Raw genomic sequence first — 20,223 nt, 5'->3', positions numbered from 1 at the left:
AATGAGAAAAAATCTAAAAATAAATTTACGGCGGAAAGTTACTCAACTTTCCGCCACTTTTTTTACACTATTATTGGTATCAGTTAGTTGTAAAAAAGAACTCACCTCAGTTGGAGATAATTTAGCCAATACGAAATTGAATCATACTATTGTTGATACTTTTAGTATGGTTACTTATTCTGAATTATTAGACACTTTAGAAAGTGATGAAACCAGTATTAGTTTGTTAGGCGCATATATCGACCCAATATTCGGTCGCGTCGATTGTGGTTTTGTAACTCAACTCGTGCCTGATACATACAATCCAGTATTTCCTGCAGCGCCAATTGTTGACTCTGTTGTTCTAGCTTTACAATTCAGTTCAATTGAATATTATGCTGATCTCACAAATTTAAATGTCGAAGTTTACGAGATTTCTGATGTTTTAATTAGAGCAGATCAAGAATATTATACTAAAACAGTACCCAACATTGTTGGTAGCGATTTAGTTAAAGTAGGTTCGTCTACTATTCGACCGGATATAGTGAAAGACGTTGTTGTTGGCAACGACACAATTTCAGCGCAGTTTAGAATCAACTTAAAAACTTCCCTAGGTGATCAATTGATTGCTATTGCGAATAGCGGTGGAATGAATGAAAGTTTTCAGTCATCTGCTTTTAAGGGACTCTATGTTAAAACAATTGATCCTATTGATGGAAATGGTACTGTATTATATTTCTCATTAGAGGATATTTTATCTAAGCTTACAGTTTATTATCATATAGAAGGTGGTGCGACCGAGTTTTTCGATTTAGATATTAATAGCGAATGTGCTCGTTATAATTCTATACAATTTGATAGAGCAGGAACGGATGTTCAGGCAGTTTTAGACAATACACTTTTAGGACAGGAGAAATTTTATACACAAGGCAGTGCTATAAGAAGTATCATTAAATTTCCACATATCTTAAACTTAAGAAATAACGTGGACGGAGAAACGGATCCAAAAATCATTAATCAGGCGGTATTAGTACTGCCCGTGCAAGATTTTGTTGCTGATCCATTCAATCCTTCTGCTAGACTGTTTATTGGAAGAATTGTCGATAACGAATTGTCAACTTTTACTTCTGACTACGGGTTCGGTTCGACTATCAATGATAATACAGAAGCTTATGATGATGTGAATAAAGAATATCGCTTTGATATGACACAAGAGATTCAGGGCTTATTACTTGGAGACATAGAAAATGTTGGATACCGTGTTTATTCTTCAGCTTTCTTTGGCTCAACTATAGAAAGAATTATATTTAATGGTTCAAAATCAAATTTGAAAAATAAACCTAGATTAGAAATTACTTATACAGAATATTAATATGTGTGGAATTGTTGGTTATATAGGAAACAAAAAAGCTTACCCAATTTTAATTAAAGGGTTAAGTAGACTTGAGTATAGAGGTTATGATAGTGCAGGTATTGCATTATTACAAGCTAACGATATAGTAAATGTCTTCAAAAAAGAAGGTAAAGTTATTGACTTAACCGAGTTTATTGGTAATGCAAATACCGAAGGTACAGTTGGTATCGGACATACAAGATGGGCGACACATGGTGAGCCAAATAACGTAAATGCGCACCCGCATACGTCAGGTGATGGTACTCTTACACTTGTTCACAATGGTATAATTGAGAACTATGATGTATTAAAAAAAGAATTAATAAAAAGAGGCCATACTTTTAAGAGTGAAACAGATACTGAAGTGTTGGTCCACTTAATTGAAGAAATCAAAAAAAATAGTGGTGTATCATTAGTAGAAGCTATCCGTATCGCGCTTAACGAAGTTCATGGAGCTTACGCTATTGTTGTAATTTCTGCTGAAGAGCCGAATAAAATAATTGCAGCGAAAAAAAGTAGTCCATTGGTAATTGGAATGGGTGAAGATGAATATTATTTAGCATCTGACGCAACACCAATTATTGAATACACTAAAAATGTTGTTTATTTAGAAGATGAACAAATCGCAATTATTGATAGAAATAATGGATTAAGAATTATTAGCATTAGTAATACTGAGGTTTCTCCATATGTTCAGGAACTTGAAATGCAATTGGAAGAACTTGAAAAAGGTGGATTCGAACATTTCATGCTTAAAGAAATTTATGAGCAACCACGTGCTATTCATGATAGCTTTAGAGGTAGATTAAATGCAAAAGAAGGCTGGGTTTCTTTAGGTGGAATTAAAGCTTATGAAGATAAAATAGCAAAGGCAAATAGAATTATTATTATCGCTTGTGGTACTTCATGGCATGCCGGATTAGTAGCCGAATACTATTTTGAAGACCTTGCTAGAATTCCTGTTGAAGTTGAATATGCTAGTGAATTCAGATATAGAAATCCGATCATTCATAAAGACGATGTTGTAATTGCAATTTCACAATCTGGTGAAACAGCAGATACACTTGCTGCTTTAGAAATGGCTAAAGCTCAAGGAGCAATTTTATTAGGAATTGTAAACGTTGTTGGATCAACTATCTCAAGAGTGACTGATGCTGGTTCTTATACACATGCTGGACCTGAAATAGGTGTTGCTTCAACTAAAGCTTTTACTACCCAATTAACTGTTCTTGCCATGATGGCTTTAGCAATTGGTAAGAAACGAGGTACAATCACCGATGAGAAATTCCAATTATTGTTGGATGAAATGGAAGCTTTACCTGCTAAAATCGAACAATTATTAAAGAATGCCGATTATATAGAAACTGTTTCAGCTAAATATAAGGATGCTCAAAATGCATTATACTTAGGTAGAGGTAGCAGTTTCCCAATTGCGCTAGAAGGAGCTTTAAAACTAAAAGAAATTAGTTATATCCATGCTGAAGGTTATCCTGCGGCAGAAATGAAACATGGACCGATTGCTTTGATCGATGAGAATATGCCTGTTTTTGTGATTGCAACACATGGTGATAATTACGAAAAATTAGTAAGCAATATTCAAGAAGTTAAAGCTAGAAAAGGTAAAATTATTGCAATTGTTACTGAAGGTGATACCAATGTTAAGGAATTAGCTGACTATGTTATTGAAATTCCCGATGCTCACGAATTCGTTGTTCCAATTTTAGCAACAATTCCGCTTCAATTAATTTCATATTATATTGCTGTAATGAGAGGTTGTAATGTTGACCAACCTAGAAACTTAGCCAAATCAGTCACTGTAGAGTAAGTTTTACTGACGTTTTGGCATAAGATGAAGCACGGCAACATATTTGCTGCTGCTTGATTATGTTCAATAGTAAAGTAACACGTATATCTTTTACAATCGCACTTTCCGTGCTAACCATTATGTGGTTGGTATTTATATTGGACTATTCGCTTGGCTTAAAATTGTATAAATACGGTGTTTACCCACAGCGGAATTCGGGATTAATTGGAATAATTACAGCTCCATTTATTCATAGTACTAAGGACTTTTCACACATTTTTAGCAACTCAGGTCCTATATTTATTTTGACCTGGTTATTGTTCTATCATTATAGAGATATTGCAACTAGAGCTTTCGTTTCTATTTTTTTGTTAACCGGAATTAGTCTTTGGTTTTTAGGCAGAGAGAATTATCATGTGGGAATGAGTGGAGTTATATACGGACTAACAGCATTCTTAGTATTTAGTGGTTTCTTTAGGAAAAATATGCGTGTAGCTGGAATCTCACTATTTGTTATTTTTATTTACGGCAGCATGGTTTGGGGTGTGTTACCCTGGAAAGAACAAGTGTCTTGGGAAGGACATTTACTTGGACTTTTTTCCGGGTTAATTATGGCTGTCCTTCTTAAATCTATCGGACCTCAGCCTGAGAAACTACGATATGAAATTGAAGAAGAATTAGGTATTGAACCGGAATTAGAATATTGGAAAGAGGATTTTGTTCCTCCAACTACAATAGACCCCGATAGCGGAATAGAAACGCCGGTATATGTTTATAGGTTTGTTCCTAAACCTCCGCCCACCGAAAATAAAGAGCCTAAAAACGATTAATCTTCGTCTTTGTCAAATTGATTGTAGTCCTGGCTCTCAACATTATCATTGATTCGATCCTGTCTATCATCAACTCCATTTTTATTTTTATCGATTTTAATTTTTGGCAATTGGCCTAAAAGTACTTCTCTTACATTTTCTCCTCGATGAGCAATCAAAGCAATCGTCATAATGATACTCGAAATCAATACGACGAATAATAAGATGCCTGCATCAAAGTTTTCTATTACAAACTCCTTATGACTAGTTACAACAAAGAATAATAAAATAGTTATTAACCCTCTAGGCGCAATATAAAGTTGTGGTGTTATATCACGTCCAACTATCAATTTAAGTAGGATAAAACGCACGAGATACAACAAACCGATGATAGCTAAACTAATTAAAGCTACATGATAATCTAGGATCGACGCAATTGTAATGGACATCCCGAAAATAACAAAGAAAAATGTTCTGATAACAAAAGCAGATTCTAGCGTTAAAATGTGAAAATCATGAAGAATTGGTTTCACCGTCGCTTCACTCACCCAATTTTGCATCTTTTTCCCAATAAAAAATATTCTTACGTTATTGAGGACTAATCCAAAAGCTAAAATAATTAGCAACGACGATAAATGTAGTTTTTTACCCAAGGCGTACATTAACATTAAAACCGCAATCACCAAAAATAATTTTACTTGTGATGTTAAACGTTGGAAAATAAATACCAATATATAAGCTAAAACAATTGACACCACTAAAGTAAGCGTAATATCAAAAGCAATGTCAATTGCTATGTTTCCAAAGTTTTCTTCCTGATCAGCACCAATAAGGAAATAGAAAAACATAATTCCAAGTATGTCTGAAAATGTACTTTCATACACCATAAACTCCTTTTTAGCGCCAGTTAAACCACCAACACTTGGAATGATAATAGCAGAACTCATAATAGATAATGGAACCGCATAAACCATACAATTATAAAAACTATCGGCACCAGGAATTAAATAATAAATGATGCCAGCGATGCCAAAAGATGAGACAACTAAAGCGATTAAGGCCACGAAAAATGAATTAATAATCAAGCCCCTTTTATCTTTGGTCAACTTTAAATCTAAAGCGGCTTCAAGGACAATCATCACCAAACCAACATTTCCGATTATTTCCAAAACACCTAGGTTCACAAAAAGATCAACGTTAATTGAAGCTGGTGCAAATTCTTTAATTAAAACACCTAAAGTTATCAATAATAAAACACTAGGTATGTTTGTCTTTTTAGATATTATATTAAAGAAGAAAGAAATAATAATAATCAGCGAAACGCCAATAATGAGGGAATACGTATCCATTTAATCTTTTAGTTTGGCGAAAGATACAAAAAAACTTGTGCCTCGCCCTAATTCTGATTCAAACCAAATTTTACCTTTTAAGTTTTCTACTATTTGTTTTGACATTGCTAAACCTAGACCAGTACCTTTGGATTTTGTTGTAAAGTAGGGTACAAACATTTTAACTTTTGCCTCATCACTTATGCCAATTCCGTTGTCTTTGACTTCAAATAAGTACCTTTCTTCTACCGATTTAAGGCGAACATGAATTATACCTGCTTGCCCAGACTGAACGGCTTGAATAGCGTTTTTAATTAAATTGTTAAAAACCCTTAGTAATAAATCTTTATCAGCCCATATCATAGGAGTTTCGGTTAATTCAATATCTAATTTTATATTGTGTTTGTCATATTCAGCGAACATAGAAACCGCGCTTTCGACAATATCTTTTAAGTTAACTTCTTCCTCATTCGCTTTTGGCATTTTCGCAAAATTCGAAAACTCATTCGCTATATTCGTTAAAGCATTAATCTGCTCTATGAGAGACTTAGAAACCCGACTTAATTTATCCTTCGACTCATCATCTGCCAAGTTGATGGATCTACTCAAATGTTGAATAGATAATTTCATTGGCGTTAATGGGTTCTTAATTTCATGTGCGACTTGTTTCGCCATTTCTCTCCATGCACTCTCTCTTTCACTTTTTGCCAATGCTTCAGCACTTAATTGCAGTTCTTCAACCTTCTTATTATACTCTTTAACCAATTTGCCTATCTCGTCGTCGTTCTTGTAAACAATAGGTTTATACAATGGTCCAATTTGAACATTTTTTAAGCTGAGTTGGATTTCTCTTAACGGTCTAATTAAACGATTGGATATGGCAATTGACAAGATCGTTGAAAAAGCCAACATAAATACCATTATATTAATTATCGCCAACAATAACCCAGAAATCTGATCTTCTAAATCATGTTGTCTTGAAATGTATTGCACATTAACATAGGCTAAAAACTCTCCTTTTTGATTAAAAAATGGCATATAAGCAGATAAATACTCCAAATTTCCAACCTTTTCGTTGTGTATTAACTCGCTTTGTTTTTGCAAATGAATTGCTTCATATGCCGTTGAATTCATTCTAGCAGATATTAAACCGTGCGAATAAATTTTTGGTTGCGATGAAGCCAATAACACTCCGAACCGGTCATAAAGATTCACATCAGTAACAAAAACATTCGAAAATTTTCTTGAAATAAACGCTAAATAATCCGCTAGATTACTGTTTAATTCAGTCTCATTCTTTAGTTTATTCTCTAATTCAATTTTAACTGATCCTAATTTCTCTTTTATTGCATCTTTATTCGATTCATAATTCTGCTGTGCGACATAAGTGCCCGCACCAATTGCAAAGGCAACTAAACTTAACAATGTAAGTCCAATAAGTACCACTTGAATTTTTACATTTAATTTGATTGTTTTAAAATTTATTCGCTCGTGCAGTTTATTATAAGTCAACGGGAAAAGCAACAATACCCCGAATAGAATTAATAGATATGAAAAGGACGTGAAACGCGTTAATAATGAACTGTCTATTTTAGATACGATAGTATAATTCGAATAGCCATCTTTGTATACATAGTGACTATAATCGTCCTTATAAATAAAATCAGCATCAATATCAAACCAACTGGCATTAACTATAGGGTAATTAAAGTCTCCTTTACGTAAAACTAATTTATGATTCACATATTTGGCTATTGAATACTTATCAAGCGGATTGATATTGTCTGCAGTACCATCTAATAATAACGAAGGTAAACCAATGTCTTCCGGGAAATTTTTAGATCTAAATTCAGTAACTAAATAACCTTGTAATGAGTCGTCATAATCAACCGTCATCATGGCGATATAATTAATCTTTTCCGTATAATCTTTTATGTAAAATAGATTCTCAGATATACTGGATACTTTACCAGAATTTACTATGATATCATCATACCGCTCGAACGACTTTTGATCAAAATTGCCAGCATCTTTAATTAAGTTCTTCTCAGCATCAAAAAGGTAAAAACTCAATTCATAATTAGCCATTAAGCCAGTATAGTATTTCTCTTCTATTTCTGCGCTAAATTTCTTCTGATCAAAACGACCATAGAAATAAGGGAGAACGAATCTATCAGCAATCATTTTACCCTCTAATTCTTGATAGTCAAATTCGGTCACTACATCGTCATCATGTGCTATCTTTTCAGCTTGAAGTTTTCGCAACTCTTTTTCCTTATCATTACTATAACCTTGAAGGATATATGATCCATAAAATGCAATAAATGCGAGCATTATTATTACATGAATAAATTTGATGTCTTTATCTTTATAATGAAACCAAAGTAAAGAACCCGATAAAAAGATTGGCCAAAACGATGTCAACAATAATTCGTTAAAATAAAATTGATCAATTATGATGTAAATAAAAGAAGTAATAACCCACAAAAACGCCAACTTATTCCATTCAAATCTGCAAATTTTAAGTTGGATAATGATGTACTGAAATAGTCTGAAATAAGCATAAAAACTGGCGCCTATCAACGCTAAACTAATAAAACTATACTTGTCCAACTCGAATAAATGTTCGAGATGAAATGATATTTTCGAATTGTAAACCAACGAATAAATTATTTCGTTGATTTGAAAAGCCATATAAAAACTGATTAAGAACAACGGTATAACAACAAAAGCCAATTTTAACTTTTGATTCCCATTAGAAAACCAATCCCTTGTACGTTTCAATAAAAAATGAACGATAAAATAAAAAATCGCAATATTTATAGCTAAATCACCCAATGAGGGCGCTAATTCTGACGATGCAAATAACTCTGGATTGAATAATTGAAAATTCTCAAACAAAAAATTAATCTCAAGTTTAAGCCAGAAATATCTGAGTAAAACAATGCCTACAGGAAATAAGATTAACAAATACGGCTTGGCTAACAAGACCTTTTGAAAGGCATTAATCAAGAGTTGCAACAAAATAAACAACCCAGTTAAATAGAGCAAGAATATTAAAACTTCCAGCGATTCATTTTGTGAAATTTGCTCTAATGGAACTATATAAAAAAGTAAATCACCTCCCTGCGATTTAATTGCAATACCTTCACCGGTGGTATTTAAGTTCGCACTAAAATGAAAATCAAGTTCAGGAGAAAACCCATTCACTAAATCTACATTTTCATACTTATATTCAGTTTTAATTAAAAATGTACCTACAAATAACCGGTCATCTCTAGTAATCGAGCTCAAATAATACCAGCCATTATTTAATTTTACAACCGTATCATTATATTGTTGAATAGTATCTGGCAAGGTTACTTGGTTACTCGTCCAAACTTCAAGTTGATCACCACGATAACTGAAAAAAGAAAAATCAGCATGTTTACTTAGCTTTTCAGCATAAGAAAATTGAGCTATTTGCCCATTCGAATCTGGATAGTTCTCAGAAAAATGAGCTAGACTTTGTGTTAATTCAAAAATTTCGGATTGAATATGCTCTTCGAATTCAACTAATTTATCATCGCTGAATTTTGGCTGTAGTTTAAAATGAAACAAGTACGAACCTAATGCCCAAAAAGCAAATCCTATGATTACAGTCCATAAAAATTTTCTACTCAATTTCATTATTGCGCGCTTATTACAGCTTCTATCTTTTGCTCTAAGATAAGGATATTCTCATCAAATTTTTCATTATTTACCAAGACAATGTCAGCCGCATCCTTATACGGTTCTATATATGCTTTGTTAGATGGCAAGACATGATTGTGCCATTGATATAAGGCATCCTCTTCTGTAATCTTACGCTCTCTAAAATCACGTTCCAATCTGCGTTGCAATTGTAATTTTTCGTCTACGGTAATGAATACTTTTAGATCGAGTATTGAATTGATAAAATCAAAGTGAAAAACAAATAAACCTTCGATGATTAATATTGGTTTTGGTTCTATAAGAATACTTATGACTGCTTCATCTGCATTATTAAAATTATATTTCTTTCTATGCACCACTTTATCTGACAATAGCTCTGCAATATCAGCTTTAATAGCAGCTATGTTTAAAGCCGTTGGTAAATCAAAATTAATCTTACCATTTTCATCTTTCTGCTGATCTTCGATGGGTAAATAATAATTATCCAGTGTGATTTTAGCAATGTTATTCGCATACTTATCATCAAGAATTTTTAATAGTGTGCTTTTGCCTACTCCACTTCCTCCTGCAATTCCTATTATATATTTTACCATTCAATAATTGTCTTTTTAGAAAAATACAAATTTAATGCCTTTAGCTACATTGTTAAATTTGATTTCCGTTTTTTTATTGTACAATTGCAAACATAAAAATGCTTTTTAACCGTTAATTCCTTTTAATTTAGTTGTTTTGTTGCCTATTAATTCTCTAACTAAAATATCGCTTGTTTTACCATGCTTTAATCCACCTGAAAATTGGGAAAAAGTAGTTGTTCAAACGGTTTTAGATTTGATCTCTAAAAATCATGTTTTTATTGAATTGATTTTGGTTAATGACGGCTCAACAAATGGTGTAACTAAAGAACACATCAATTATTTAAAGGATCATCTTGATAATTTTATTTATGTTGATTGTTCAAAGAACAGTGGAAAAGGTGCTGCGTTAAGAGCAGGGGTTAAAAAAGCAAGTGAGGAACTAGTCATCTATACTGACATCGATTTTCCATATACTGAAGAGAGCCTATTGTCTATCTTGAATAAATTAAATGAAGGTAATGATATTGCATTAGGACATCGCGGTGAAAATTATTATACCAAAACGCCATTTGTAAGAAAGTATGTTTCGAAATTGTTGAGATGGTCGCTAAAAACTTTTTTAAGATTGCCTACTGACGATTCTCAGTGTGGAATTAAAGGATTCAATTCAAAAGGAGCAACAATATTCTTAGACACGCAAATTGATCGATTTTTGTTCGATTTAGAGTTTATAAAATTAGCGAGTAAATCTGATTGTAAAATTGTAATTTCAGAAGTTGTATTGAAACCGAATGTGGTTTTTAGCAAAGTTAATTTGAAGATCTTATCTCGCGAAGCACTTAATTTTATCAAGGTCCTATTCCGAAAATGAATCCGATTTTAACCAGTGATTATTATAAATTAAATAAGACATTCCGTCGTGTTCCGCTTTTCTAAACAATGGTGGTGCACCTCTTGGATAAATGAGTAATTCATCAACTAAGAATGATTTATTGTCAACATTAGATGAATTAATTAAAATAACATCTTTCATTTCAGGGGTAAAACTAAAATCCATCTCTATCAAACACCAATCGCCTACAATATTTTTTGACTGTCGTATATCAAATTTATTCAATAAATCTAAATCCAAATCTGAAGTAAACGATTTAGAAGCGATGTGCATTTCTATAGGCAAAGAATAAGCATAATTGTACCAAATTCTTAACGTATAATCACCGTAAGCTAGTTTTGAGCTATCTAAAGTATAAATGTCTTTCCAACTGTGGTTAAGATCGCTGTATGAATCTCCTTTCCCAAGTGAATAAGGCGAAGGTACCGCATTGAGATCATCAAAGTTCTCATAAATAAAATCAAAAGTTGAATCCGAATACCAGCCGTCTTTCATTTTGATGTTTGATTTTTCCTCTTGCTTTATAATCTCATCATAATAAATAGATGAATTCCATTTATCTCTGTCAAATTCAAACACATCGTATTTATCATTTTGCATACTCAAGTCAAACGTCCAAATCATTTTTAATTCAGATTCATCCAAAACTGCGCGTGATTTAACTACTCCAATTTTAGCATCCTTCGGTAAATGATCAATAAATTCTTTGTCTACATATTCGTTCGCAAATAAACTTTGAACAATGGCTGCTTCACTCAATGACATTCTAGATGAATTGGAATTAATAAGTGGCACGCCGGCATGATAACTAACCATAAAAGCATCGTAATTCGTTGGCTCTTCACCAAGTATCATTAAACTCTCACTGGACATATGATGGAACGGCAAAAAGATTAAAGCATCATACTTTTCCTTTTCCACAAAGTCAATTAATTCTAATAATTCAGCGTCTAAGTTTTCTTTTATGAAAGCGTTATTCTTTGATGTGATAATTTGATGATTGACACGATGAGGAGTAAAAAATTCTGCGAATTGAAAAATTAAACCAAGAATGAAAACTAGTCTAATTTTTTTGGAATGATTGCGAAGGTATAATCTATATAGTCCTACAACGGCAACAACATTAATGACATAAAAGAATACCCAAGTAAAACGACCTAATATTCTGAACTGTTTCAATGGACCAAAAAAATCGGTTATCCATCTTAGCCAAAAGTATTTAAGCGGAAAACAAAAAGAGAATATTAGAATGACATATGCAGCCAAAAAGAACAACATTAATTCACTTTTGAAAAATTTTTTAAATTCGAATGTTTTACGCCTTTTAAATAGGTCCCATAGAATAATAATTACCGCTACTATTGTTCCAAATCCAATATAAGACCATGATTCCCAATTTCCAATATCAATTTTCATCCAACCATAAAGGCTAGACAATGGTCCATTATGGGCAATCAAAACAGACTTCCAACTTGCATAATATGAAAAGAAACCTGCAGGATTGGATAAGCGATTCAAATGATGATCCGTTAATGCAATAAAGGTCTGCAAAACAATGAATGGCAATATTGTTTGAATGACAATAGTAAGAATCGTCAACCCAATTTCTTTCTTTAAAAGTATAATTTTAAAGAGCCCATAAAACACGCTGAAAAAGGCAAGAATAATTGCCAGATACGGGTGTGTAAAGAAAAAGGCCGTTAAATAAACACCTGTGATTACCGACCAAAATATTTTACGATTTTGACTCGATTTTATCAATAGTAACCACATCATCGGAACCGCAAAAACATATGCCATTGAGAAGTGGCCAGTCATCCGATAAACTTGAGGACTTAAAAAAGTAATAATAATGGCAGCACTAAGCGCCCACCATTTATCTACTTTATAATGAATGAGTATCAAAAATAAAACAACAGCACTAATTGGATAAGAAAGCAGCATCAATAAATTGACGATTCCAATGGTATAATCCGCCATTCCAAATTGCCCAATTATCCATGACAATAAGGGTTGTGCATCTGTATAAATAATGTGTTCTCCAAAAGGATAATGCATACCGGAGAAATCTGCGAAGCTTGTGTCGTATTTTGCATGATAGATACAGGTATAGTAATTTTTTATACCATCTCCATGGGATGAAAATATGTAATCATTGGGATGCAATAAAACGTCCTGATAGAAAAATAACAATAAAAGTAACGCCCCTAAAAACGTTAAAACCGGAAACTTAAAGCTTGCTAATTTATTTGACATTAAATTGAATCTAAAACCAAAATTAATAAAATATCTGGCACAAATTATTCTACCGAACGTGCTAACGTAACGAATTCAAAATTATTAGCATTCATTTTAACGTTAATACCGATTGGCAAGGTGTATTTATTTACAATATGCCCAAAATTCGCACCCTTGAATACTGGATAATTTGCATCCTTGAAATATTGATCAAAAACTTCGTCAATCGTAAATGATTCTAATGGAAACTCAGCTTCACATTTTTCAAAGGCCCCAATTATTAATCCATTAATTTTGTCGAAAACATTGGCTTGCAACATTTGCTGCAATAAACGGTCAATGCGATAAGGTTCTTCTCCAATATCTTCAATAAATAGAATCTTATTCTGCCAATTGGGTTCAAATTCTGTTCCGATCATCGATGATAATACGGTTAAATTTCCTCCTACTAATTTACCAGTAGCCTCACCTCCAACAATTGTTTTAAGTTGATTGTTATCTGATTCAAAGTTTTCGAATGATGTTTTACTTCCATTCATTAAGACTTTATCAAAATAATTCATTGAGTATTTGCCCCAAGAAGAATAAATGCAAGGACCATGGTAAGTTACTATACCGCAATTTTTATAAATAGCGTTCAATAAATAAGTAATATCGCTAAACCCCATTAAAATTTTTGGGTTTTTTGCTATGATATCAAAGTCCAACAAGTCTAAAATACGATTGCTGCCATAGCCTCCCCGCATAGTAAAAATAGCTTTGATGGAGGAATCTTTAAAAAAACGTAGCATTTCATCAGCACGTTGCCGATCAGTTCCGGCCAAATAACCATCTTTCAATCTTGTTGTTTCACCCCATATTATCTCAAAATTATACGGCTTAAAAACCGCTTCTATCTTTGCAAAATGTTTATCCGCCCAAACCGCACCCGCTGGCGCAGTTATTGCAATTTTATCTCCCCGATTCAGCTTTTTTGGTAATTTACTTATATATTCTTTTTGATCAAATTCTATCATCCCAATACTCGCGGCTGCCGCTAACCCAAAACCCGATTTAATAAATTTATTTCTGTCCATAATTGTATCAAGATCTTGTATAAAAATACCCATTCTTTTAAATTACCTCTTGCTTTCTTTCAATCCCAATTTTTTCAGCTTAACTTTGTACTAAATATTTTACGATGGAAGAAACACGTGTACCGATTACATTATATGCAGAAATGACCCCAAACCCAAATACAATGAAGTTTGTGGCGAATAAATATATTCTAATCACCGAACAAACGGTACAGTTTGAAAGTGGCGCAGAAGCGAAGGGTTATTCTCCTTTAGCAGAAGCACTTTTTAGCTTTCCTTTTGTAGATGGCGTTTTTATGTCTGGTAACTTTATTACGATCACTAAAACCAATAATGTTGATTGGGATTTTATTGTGATGGAAGTTCGTGATTTCATTCGTGAGTGGCTCGTAGCTGGCAAAGATGTTATTGTGATGATGCCAAACGAACATTCGAAAAAAGCAGAAGCACTTAAGCCGGATGCTAAACCTCGTAAAACTTTTGACGCTTCAGAATTTGATGAACAAATTTTAGATTTACTTAATGAATATGTACGCCCAGCTGTTGAAAACGATGGCGGTGCAATTGATTATGTAGGGTATGAAGAGGGAATTGTGACTGTAGAATTGAAAGGTTCATGCGCAGGCTGTCCTTCCTCAACTGCCACTTTGAAAGGTGGAATAGAACAATTGCTTATCGCAAACATTCCCGCAGTTAAACAAGTAGTAGCGCTCAGCGAGTAAATTAAGTCATCTCGGCGTAAACAACCGGATTAGCGATTTCTTTTTCAATAAAACGAATGCCAAACGTTTCTAATTCGTTTAGAATTGGACCGTAAACCTCTGGATAAATAGGTAATTGCACACCTTTTAATTTGATTGAACCGTTCAATATCAACTTCGAACAAATGGCTAGTGGAATACCAACCGTATTACTCATCCCTGTATAAGTCTGATCTTCACCAATAGCAATCATGTGACTATTAATTTCATGCACTTTACCGTCTAGTTTATAAACAAATTTGTGCCACATCACAATCATGTCCTTATCATTCGGTTCAAGTTGCCATTTATCTTCAAGTATCATTTGAAGGAACTTCGCTGGCGTAATATCCGCTTTTAACTGATATTTTTTGTCTTCGAATATTCCAAGCCAACATAATTTATCAAAAAGAGGATCATCTTGATCTAACTTTAAATAATGTTTCAACTTTAACTCTACAGAATCAGTAGGATTATAAGGTAAGAAAGAATTGATAAAATCTCTTTTACTCATGTCTTTACTTCCCTCTAAAATATACGTATCGTCTGTTGCTCCTATTTGAACCAGAGCATCCCAAGATCTTGAAAATCCCTTGCGTCTTAAAGTTCCACGAAATATAGTTGGAATGTTGTCTAAACTATAAATCTCACGGTATTTTAACGAATCTCGATTGGCATACCCTTCAAAATAACCGTAATCATCAATATGAATTATTTCAGTTCTTCTGAATAATTTATTGTAAGGAATGTATTTATATTTTCCTTCTTGAATGAATTTTGCGGCACCGCCTTGTCCAGCTAAAACTACATTTCTAGGATTCCAAGTAAATTTATAATTCCATGGATTATTATCACTTTCAGGAGCTACTAACCCGCCGGTAAAAGATTCAAAAATATGCATCTTCCCTCCTTTCGCTTCAATTTCATCTAACACCTTTTTGGCACTCATATGATCCAACCCTGGATCCACTCCAATCTCGTTCATTATTATAATGCCAGCCTCTTCTGCAGCTTTATGTAAAGCCTTCATTTCGTCAGATATATAAGAAGGTGTTATCAAATTTGTTTTGAATTTGATACAATCTTTTGCAATTTCAATGTGGAATCTCGCTGGTAACATTGAAACAACTAGATCTGCCCAAACAATGTGCTCTTCTCTACTTTCAGGATCCAATGCATCTAAGGCAAAACCTTCCGCATTTTTGTAATTTGACACTTTTTTTGCTGCTTTATCTCCATCTTGATCACAAACTCTTATCAACCAATTCTCTTTTTCAGAATTTTGTAAAAAATACCTCAACATTGACGAAGATGACAAACCCGCACCTATCACAAAAATTTTTTTCATTTCTCTTAACCGTTAATTTGATTATAAATTTACAAGAATATTTCTGTTAAAAATAAAACCAACAATTAAAATTTTGCGAATAAATTCACGGATTTATATAAGCCGCTATTCTTCCCGCTTTTAGTTAATTTAAATTACTCCGTATTTAGTTTACGTTCTGCCCCAATATACTTGTATCAAAATAAAGCATATGAACGCAAATACATCTATCTACGAAAAAATTATTGTCAAAGAAGTAACATTCGAAACAGGTGACAATATAGTTAAAGCAAAGTGCGACCTAGTAATAGGAAATGTAAAGCACGCTACAGAAATGTTAATTACGCATACTGACTTAAATAGAATCATTGCTAAACTTTCTGCAACAGGTTTCGAATTCAAACTTAAGCAAAATAAACCATTACAATTCGCTGATGGGACTGAGATAATAGATTATTCTTTCGAAAATGTTTTTGGCGCTGAGGCGATCTTAGAAAATTTTTATTTCACAAATAATATTCAACAAATAAGAGCTTAATTATGGAACAATTAATGAATAATATGCCATTTGAAATTGCAGATAATTTTAATATGAATACGATTGTTGCAATTGAGGAATTGATTAATTACGATATGATTTATATCTATCATCATCTTCAAATTGGTTCGAAGGTAGAATTAAAAAAAGCAACCGAAAACATCAAAGGTGACATGCGGTTTGCAGTATATTTCAAGACATTTAAGCTTGGATACATTACAATCTCATCTTTTTTAGCGCCTATATATACTGACATTTCTGTTATAGCTTGTGAAATTAATAGCTTTGTAAAAGAAAAATTTTTACCAATAAAAGCTATTGATTTAAAATTACAGGCAACCAAAATTAAACTGGTCTCGTAATTCTGTAAAAAAAAGTTTATCTTTACAAAAACTACTATTATGAGAAAACTATATATACTAGGTGTTATAGTGGGAATTATTTCATTTAATTCTTGTGTTGATCACACAATTATTCCCCCACCATTACCACTGGTAGAGCTAGAATGTGAATGTCAAGCATACGTTAATGATTCTTTGGTTAAATATCAAGGACTTTGTGCTTATTCTTCTACGAAAGAAATTGTTGCATTAGGCCCATCTAGAGCTCAGTATAAAACAAAAGTCTCTTCTGATGATTTACCAGGAGGTTTAGAGTTAGAAATTAGATCAATGACATGGGTCGATAACGGTACAAACAATCCAGATCTTGATGATTGGAAAGCTTTCTTAATTGACAATCCTACACCTGGATATTCTGGTGGCATTGAACATGATGGTGTTGTAATTCGTTGGACTGACCCTAACGGTAAAGTTTGGGTAAGTGATACAACAAATGATGCATGTATTCAAACTTTTATCTTTAATAAAATGGTTCAAGAATCTGATACTACTGGTAAATACATGAATTACGAAGCTTCGTTTGATTGTAAATTAGTTAATTCTGATTACGGCGCTGATAGCGTAAAATGTGTAACTGGCGGAACAATTTATTCGTCATTCAAATTAGAATAATAAAAACATTCGATTTATATGTAGGGGAACGCGAAAGTGTTCCCCTTTTTTTATGAAATTTATTAATAAAATACTTGAATGGATACAAAACCAGAAAGAGGATGATGCGTGGAATGTTTTCTCAGATTCTCCTTATTCGTTAATTGTTATTGCAATTGGCGCCCTATTCGTGATTCCTATGATATTTATAATTATTTGGTTGGACAACTTTTTCTAATCAATTTAATCAATCGCTACTTTACCTAAAAGTTATTAAAAGTGTACTTTCTTTGAAACTCACAATATTTTTCATTACCTTAGTACATAAGCGATAAGCAGTGATTATGGAAGAAGCTCTTAGGATAGTAATTATTGGTGACTATAACTTCGCTTATCATTCTCATAACGCGACCAATCAAGCATTGCAACATGCCGAAAGTGTTCTCGACCAACCGGTAAATTATTATTGGCTAAACGAACGAGAATGTTGCGAACAGCCAAATAGCATTTACGAAAGCTACGACGGTGTAATTATTGCTCCTGGACCCTATCAACAGCCATTCTTTTTGAATGAAATAATAAACGTGCTTTTACAAAAAGAAGTCCCTGTACTTGGAACAGGTGATTGTTTTAAATATCTCGTTCAACAATATTTTTCTAATCGCGGATTTGATTTAGGCGCTGAGAAAATAATTTCTGACAATTTAGTCAGCGGGAACCACTTCACAGGTGTTTCATTGGATAAGTTTTCTGCTGAATTTAGTAAGATCTATTTGAATAGAGGGGCGTCAGAATACAGCTCATCAAGATTCTCTGTTTTACCTCAATATTCTGAACTGTTAACTGAAGACTTTGAAATTGGAGCTAGAAACCAATATTTTGATCCAGAAATATTGAAGCTTAAAAAGCACAATTTTTTCTTATTTACCATGTTTTGCCCGCAAATGATGTCGAGCACTGACATACCGCATCCGATTTTTACATACTTTATTAAATCGGTTCGGAGAATATTGGATATTAAAGCAAGCGATATAGTTTAATCGATATCTAATTCGATTAATAATTGATTCTTCTCCACACTCACACCTTCTTCAATTAAAATACTTTTAATTACCGCATCACTTTCGGCCTTTAAGACATTTTCCATTTTCATTGCTTCAAGAATTACTATTCCATCTCCTTTTGAGACACGATCTCCAACAGCAACAATTACTTCTATTACCTTACCAGGCATTGGCGCTTTAACATCAGTATTTACAGTTTCTACTTTACGTTTGATACCCATTTTATCCAACACCAAATCCAATTCGTTTTTGAATACAATATCATAAACTTGGTGATCTTGTCTTACTTTAAGTGTTTTTAGGTCAAAATCTACTGCCAATACTTCTAAAATATAATGTGCGGATTTAGACCCAACACGATAAATACCTTCACCTAGTTTTGTAATGTCTAATTCGTTAAGCTGATCTTCAAGATTGATTGTGTGGATTGTATTTAGCATAATTCTATATTTCTACGTTCAAATCTAATTAAAAATCACTTTAATCAACTGTGATTTCTTTTATTTTTCTGCTCGGTCTGATAACTAAATATACCCCGCTAAAGATTAATAAAGCGGAGAACACCTTAGGCCAAGTAAAATCTTGAGTATAGTTTTCTAAACCTAATAAGAAGAAAAAATAAATGAAAATGGTTGCCCATAAAGGTTGAAAATAAATATAAGTACTGCTAACTGAAGGACTCAATCTTTTCATAGCGTACACAGTCAATAAATAGGTCAGGAACGTTACCCCAACTACCACAAATGTCAATTTACTAATCGAACCGAAGCTTAAACTTAAAAAGTCGACCGTTACAAATTCAGGAATACTTAACGGCCAAATAGCAACATAAATTAATCCGAAAGTAAATACCCAAGTTATAACTGTAAGTGGACGGTATTTAACCATTAAAGGCTTAACTAAAACCATATATAAACTAAATGAAATTGCGTTTAACACTATGTACAAATCTCCTGTAGTGGAACTGTAACCAACATTTATACTAAGAACAGTGAACAATATAGAACCGGTAGCTCCAATTAAAATTCCAATTAATTTTCGCTGATTCACTTTTTCATTTAATATAATAATTGACATAAAAAGTACCAAAATAGGTGTCAAAGTCATTATAATAGGTCCATTCAATGGCGATGTAATCATAATTCCATTAAAGAAAAACAGTTGATTGATCGCAACGCCAAATAATCCACAAACTGCTAAACGAAATAAATCTTTTAATTCTACTTTTTGATAATTAAAAACAAAAAGGATCCAAAACAATATCACGGCTCCTAAAACCCGTAATAAAATAAATCCATTCGGTTTAATAACAGCAGGCATTAGTCCTTTGGCTATCACAAAATTTGCTCCATACATTAAATTCACAACGAGCAATGCTAAATGTGATTTCAAATGACCTTGCATTATTGGCTTAAGCTGAAATTATTTTGGCTTTTGCTGCAGCAACCACCTTCTTAGAATTCCCAACATAAATTTCACCATCTAATAATAAAACAGGTCGTTTAAGGAAAGTGTATTCATCAATAATCAATTGACGCATTTCTGATTCAGAAATTGCTCTTTCATGCAGTCCCATTGCTCTGTATTTCATGGCACGTTTGGAAAATAATGCCTCTGCACTTCCTGCTAGTCGAATCATTTCATCTACCTGCTCGGCTGTCATTGGTTCTGTTTTAATGTCTTGTATTTTAAACGAACTGTCAACTTCCCATTCTTTTAGAATGCGCTGACAAGTTGAACAAGTTGAAAGGAAATATATTTTCTTCGTCATTTTT

The 20,223-nt window shown here is 33.0% G+C and carries 19 protein-coding genes; 10 read left to right on the top strand and 9 right to left on the bottom strand.

Translation table 11 applies throughout. From position 1 onward, the window contains the following. Position 1: 1 nt before the first annotated feature. Genes T367_RS0104455 through T367_RS21355 form a run of 3 tightly spaced genes read left to right on the top strand, consistent with a single transcriptional unit; the run spans position 2 to position 4,006 of the window. A complete protein-coding gene (locus tag T367_RS0104455; RefSeq protein WP_027418769.1) occupies positions 2–1,351 on the top strand; it encodes a DUF4270 family protein in 1,350 nt (449 codons plus the stop codon). A gap of 1 nt (position 1,352) precedes the next feature. Continuing rightward, entirely contained in the window at positions 1,353–3,197 is a 1,845-nt protein-coding gene (gene glmS, locus T367_RS0104450) for a glutamine--fructose-6-phosphate transaminase (isomerizing) (protein ID WP_027418768.1), read from the top strand. A 59-nt stretch (positions 3,198–3,256) separates the two neighbouring features. Next, positions 3,257–4,006, top strand: coding sequence for a rhomboid family intramembrane serine protease (locus T367_RS21355; RefSeq protein ID WP_051568342.1), 750 nt, complete (start codon positions 3,257–3,259; stop codon positions 4,004–4,006). Here the strand turns inward: T367_RS21355 and T367_RS21350 are convergent. The 3 genes from T367_RS21350 to T367_RS0104430 are packed head-to-tail and all read right to left on the bottom strand — an operon-like array spanning position 4,003 to position 9,599. Further along, positions 4,003–5,334, bottom strand: a complete 1,332-nt coding sequence (locus T367_RS21350; protein ID WP_035842468.1) for a cation:proton antiporter domain-containing protein — start codon at positions 5,332–5,334, stop codon at positions 4,003–4,005. The genes T367_RS21355 and T367_RS21350 overlap by 4 nt on opposite strands. Then, positions 5,335–8,982: a sensor histidine kinase gene (locus T367_RS0104435; RefSeq protein WP_027418767.1), complete on the bottom strand. Its 3,648-nt coding sequence runs from the start codon at positions 8,980–8,982 to the stop codon at positions 5,335–5,337. Next, positions 8,982–9,599 carry a uridine kinase family protein gene (locus T367_RS0104430; RefSeq protein WP_027418766.1) on the bottom strand — a complete coding sequence of 206 codons (618 nt, stop codon included), beginning with the start codon at positions 9,597–9,599 and terminating at the stop codon, positions 8,982–8,984. Before T367_RS0104430 ends, T367_RS0104435 begins: the two co-directional genes overlap by 1 nt. Positions 9,600–9,735: 136 nt before the next feature. Between T367_RS0104430 and T367_RS21345 the strand changes: the two genes are divergently transcribed. Continuing rightward, positions 9,736–10,452 (top strand): glycosyltransferase family 2 protein, encoded by a 717-nt coding sequence (locus tag T367_RS21345; protein WP_051568341.1) that lies wholly within the window; start codon positions 9,736–9,738, stop codon positions 10,450–10,452. On the opposite strand, the gene T367_RS0104420 is transcribed toward T367_RS21345, so the two are convergent. Next, positions 10,438–12,729, bottom strand: coding sequence for a hypothetical protein (locus T367_RS0104420; RefSeq protein ID WP_027418764.1), 2,292 nt, complete (start codon positions 12,727–12,729; stop codon positions 10,438–10,440). The two genes, T367_RS21345 and T367_RS0104420, sit on opposite strands and share 15 nt — an antisense overlap. 44 nt (positions 12,730–12,773) lie before the next feature. Beyond that, positions 12,774–13,820, bottom strand: a complete 1,047-nt coding sequence (locus T367_RS21340; protein WP_051568340.1) for a S66 peptidase family protein — start codon at positions 13,818–13,820, stop codon at positions 12,774–12,776. Positions 13,821–13,891: 71 nt separating this feature from the next. Here T367_RS21340 and T367_RS0104410 point away from each other — a divergent pair, with 71 nt between their 5' ends. Further along, the gene (locus tag T367_RS0104410; protein WP_027418763.1) at positions 13,892–14,509 is read left to right on the top strand and encodes a NifU family protein; all 618 of its coding nucleotides are present in this window, start codon (positions 13,892–13,894) and stop codon (positions 14,507–14,509) included. 1 nt (position 14,510) lies between these two features. Here T367_RS0104410 and T367_RS0104405 read toward each other — a convergent pair whose 3' ends face one another. After that, positions 14,511–15,875, bottom strand: a complete 1,365-nt coding sequence (locus tag T367_RS0104405) for a saccharopine dehydrogenase family protein (protein ID WP_027418762.1) — start codon at positions 15,873–15,875, stop codon at positions 14,511–14,513. Positions 15,876–16,065: 190 nt separating this feature from the next. Here T367_RS0104405 and T367_RS0104400 point away from each other — a divergent pair, with 190 nt between their 5' ends. From T367_RS0104400 to T367_RS0104380, 5 genes are all read left to right on the top strand, one after another. After that, the gene (locus tag T367_RS0104400) at positions 16,066–16,392 is read left to right on the top strand and encodes a hypothetical protein (RefSeq protein WP_027418761.1); all 327 of its coding nucleotides are present in this window, start codon (positions 16,066–16,068) and stop codon (positions 16,390–16,392) included. Positions 16,393–16,394: 2 nt separating this feature from the next. After that, the gene (locus T367_RS0104395; protein ID WP_027418760.1) at positions 16,395–16,754 is read left to right on the top strand and encodes a hypothetical protein; all 360 of its coding nucleotides are present in this window, start codon (positions 16,395–16,397) and stop codon (positions 16,752–16,754) included. Between the two features lie 39 nt (positions 16,755–16,793). After that, a complete protein-coding gene (locus tag T367_RS0104390) occupies positions 16,794–17,405 on the top strand; it encodes a hypothetical protein (protein ID WP_027418759.1) in 612 nt (203 codons plus the stop codon). Positions 17,406–17,457: 52 nt separating this feature from the next. Further along, on the top strand, positions 17,458–17,622 hold the full coding sequence (locus T367_RS24835) for a hypothetical protein (RefSeq protein ID WP_157454123.1): 165 nt from the start codon (positions 17,458–17,460) through the stop codon (positions 17,620–17,622). Between the two features lie 106 nt (positions 17,623–17,728). After that, positions 17,729–18,424, top strand: a complete 696-nt coding sequence (locus T367_RS0104380) for a CTP synthase (RefSeq protein WP_027418758.1) — start codon at positions 17,729–17,731, stop codon at positions 18,422–18,424. Here the strand turns inward: T367_RS0104380 and T367_RS0104375 are convergent. The 3 genes from T367_RS0104375 to T367_RS0104365 are packed head-to-tail and all read right to left on the bottom strand — an operon-like array spanning position 18,421 to position 20,219. Further along, complete coding sequence (locus T367_RS0104375) at positions 18,421–18,888, bottom strand: acetyl-CoA carboxylase biotin carboxyl carrier protein subunit (protein ID WP_035842464.1); 468 nt, start codon at positions 18,886–18,888, stop codon at positions 18,421–18,423. The genes T367_RS0104380 and T367_RS0104375 overlap by 4 nt on opposite strands. Positions 18,889–18,928: 40 nt before the next feature. Next, entirely contained in the window at positions 18,929–19,852 is a 924-nt protein-coding gene (locus T367_RS0104370) for a DMT family transporter (RefSeq protein WP_027418756.1), read from the bottom strand. Between the two features lie 7 nt (positions 19,853–19,859). Next, positions 19,860–20,219 (bottom strand): arsenate reductase family protein, encoded by a 360-nt coding sequence (locus T367_RS0104365; RefSeq protein ID WP_027418755.1) that lies wholly within the window; start codon positions 20,217–20,219, stop codon positions 19,860–19,862. Positions 20,220–20,223: the final 4 nt, after the last annotated feature.

The sequence above is a fragment of the Crocinitomix catalasitica ATCC 23190 genome (assembly GCF_000621625.1).
GTDB lineage: Bacteria > Bacteroidota > Bacteroidia > Flavobacteriales_D > Crocinitomicaceae > Crocinitomix > Crocinitomix catalasitica.
This window is presented reverse-complemented; position numbering and strand designations above follow the sequence as displayed.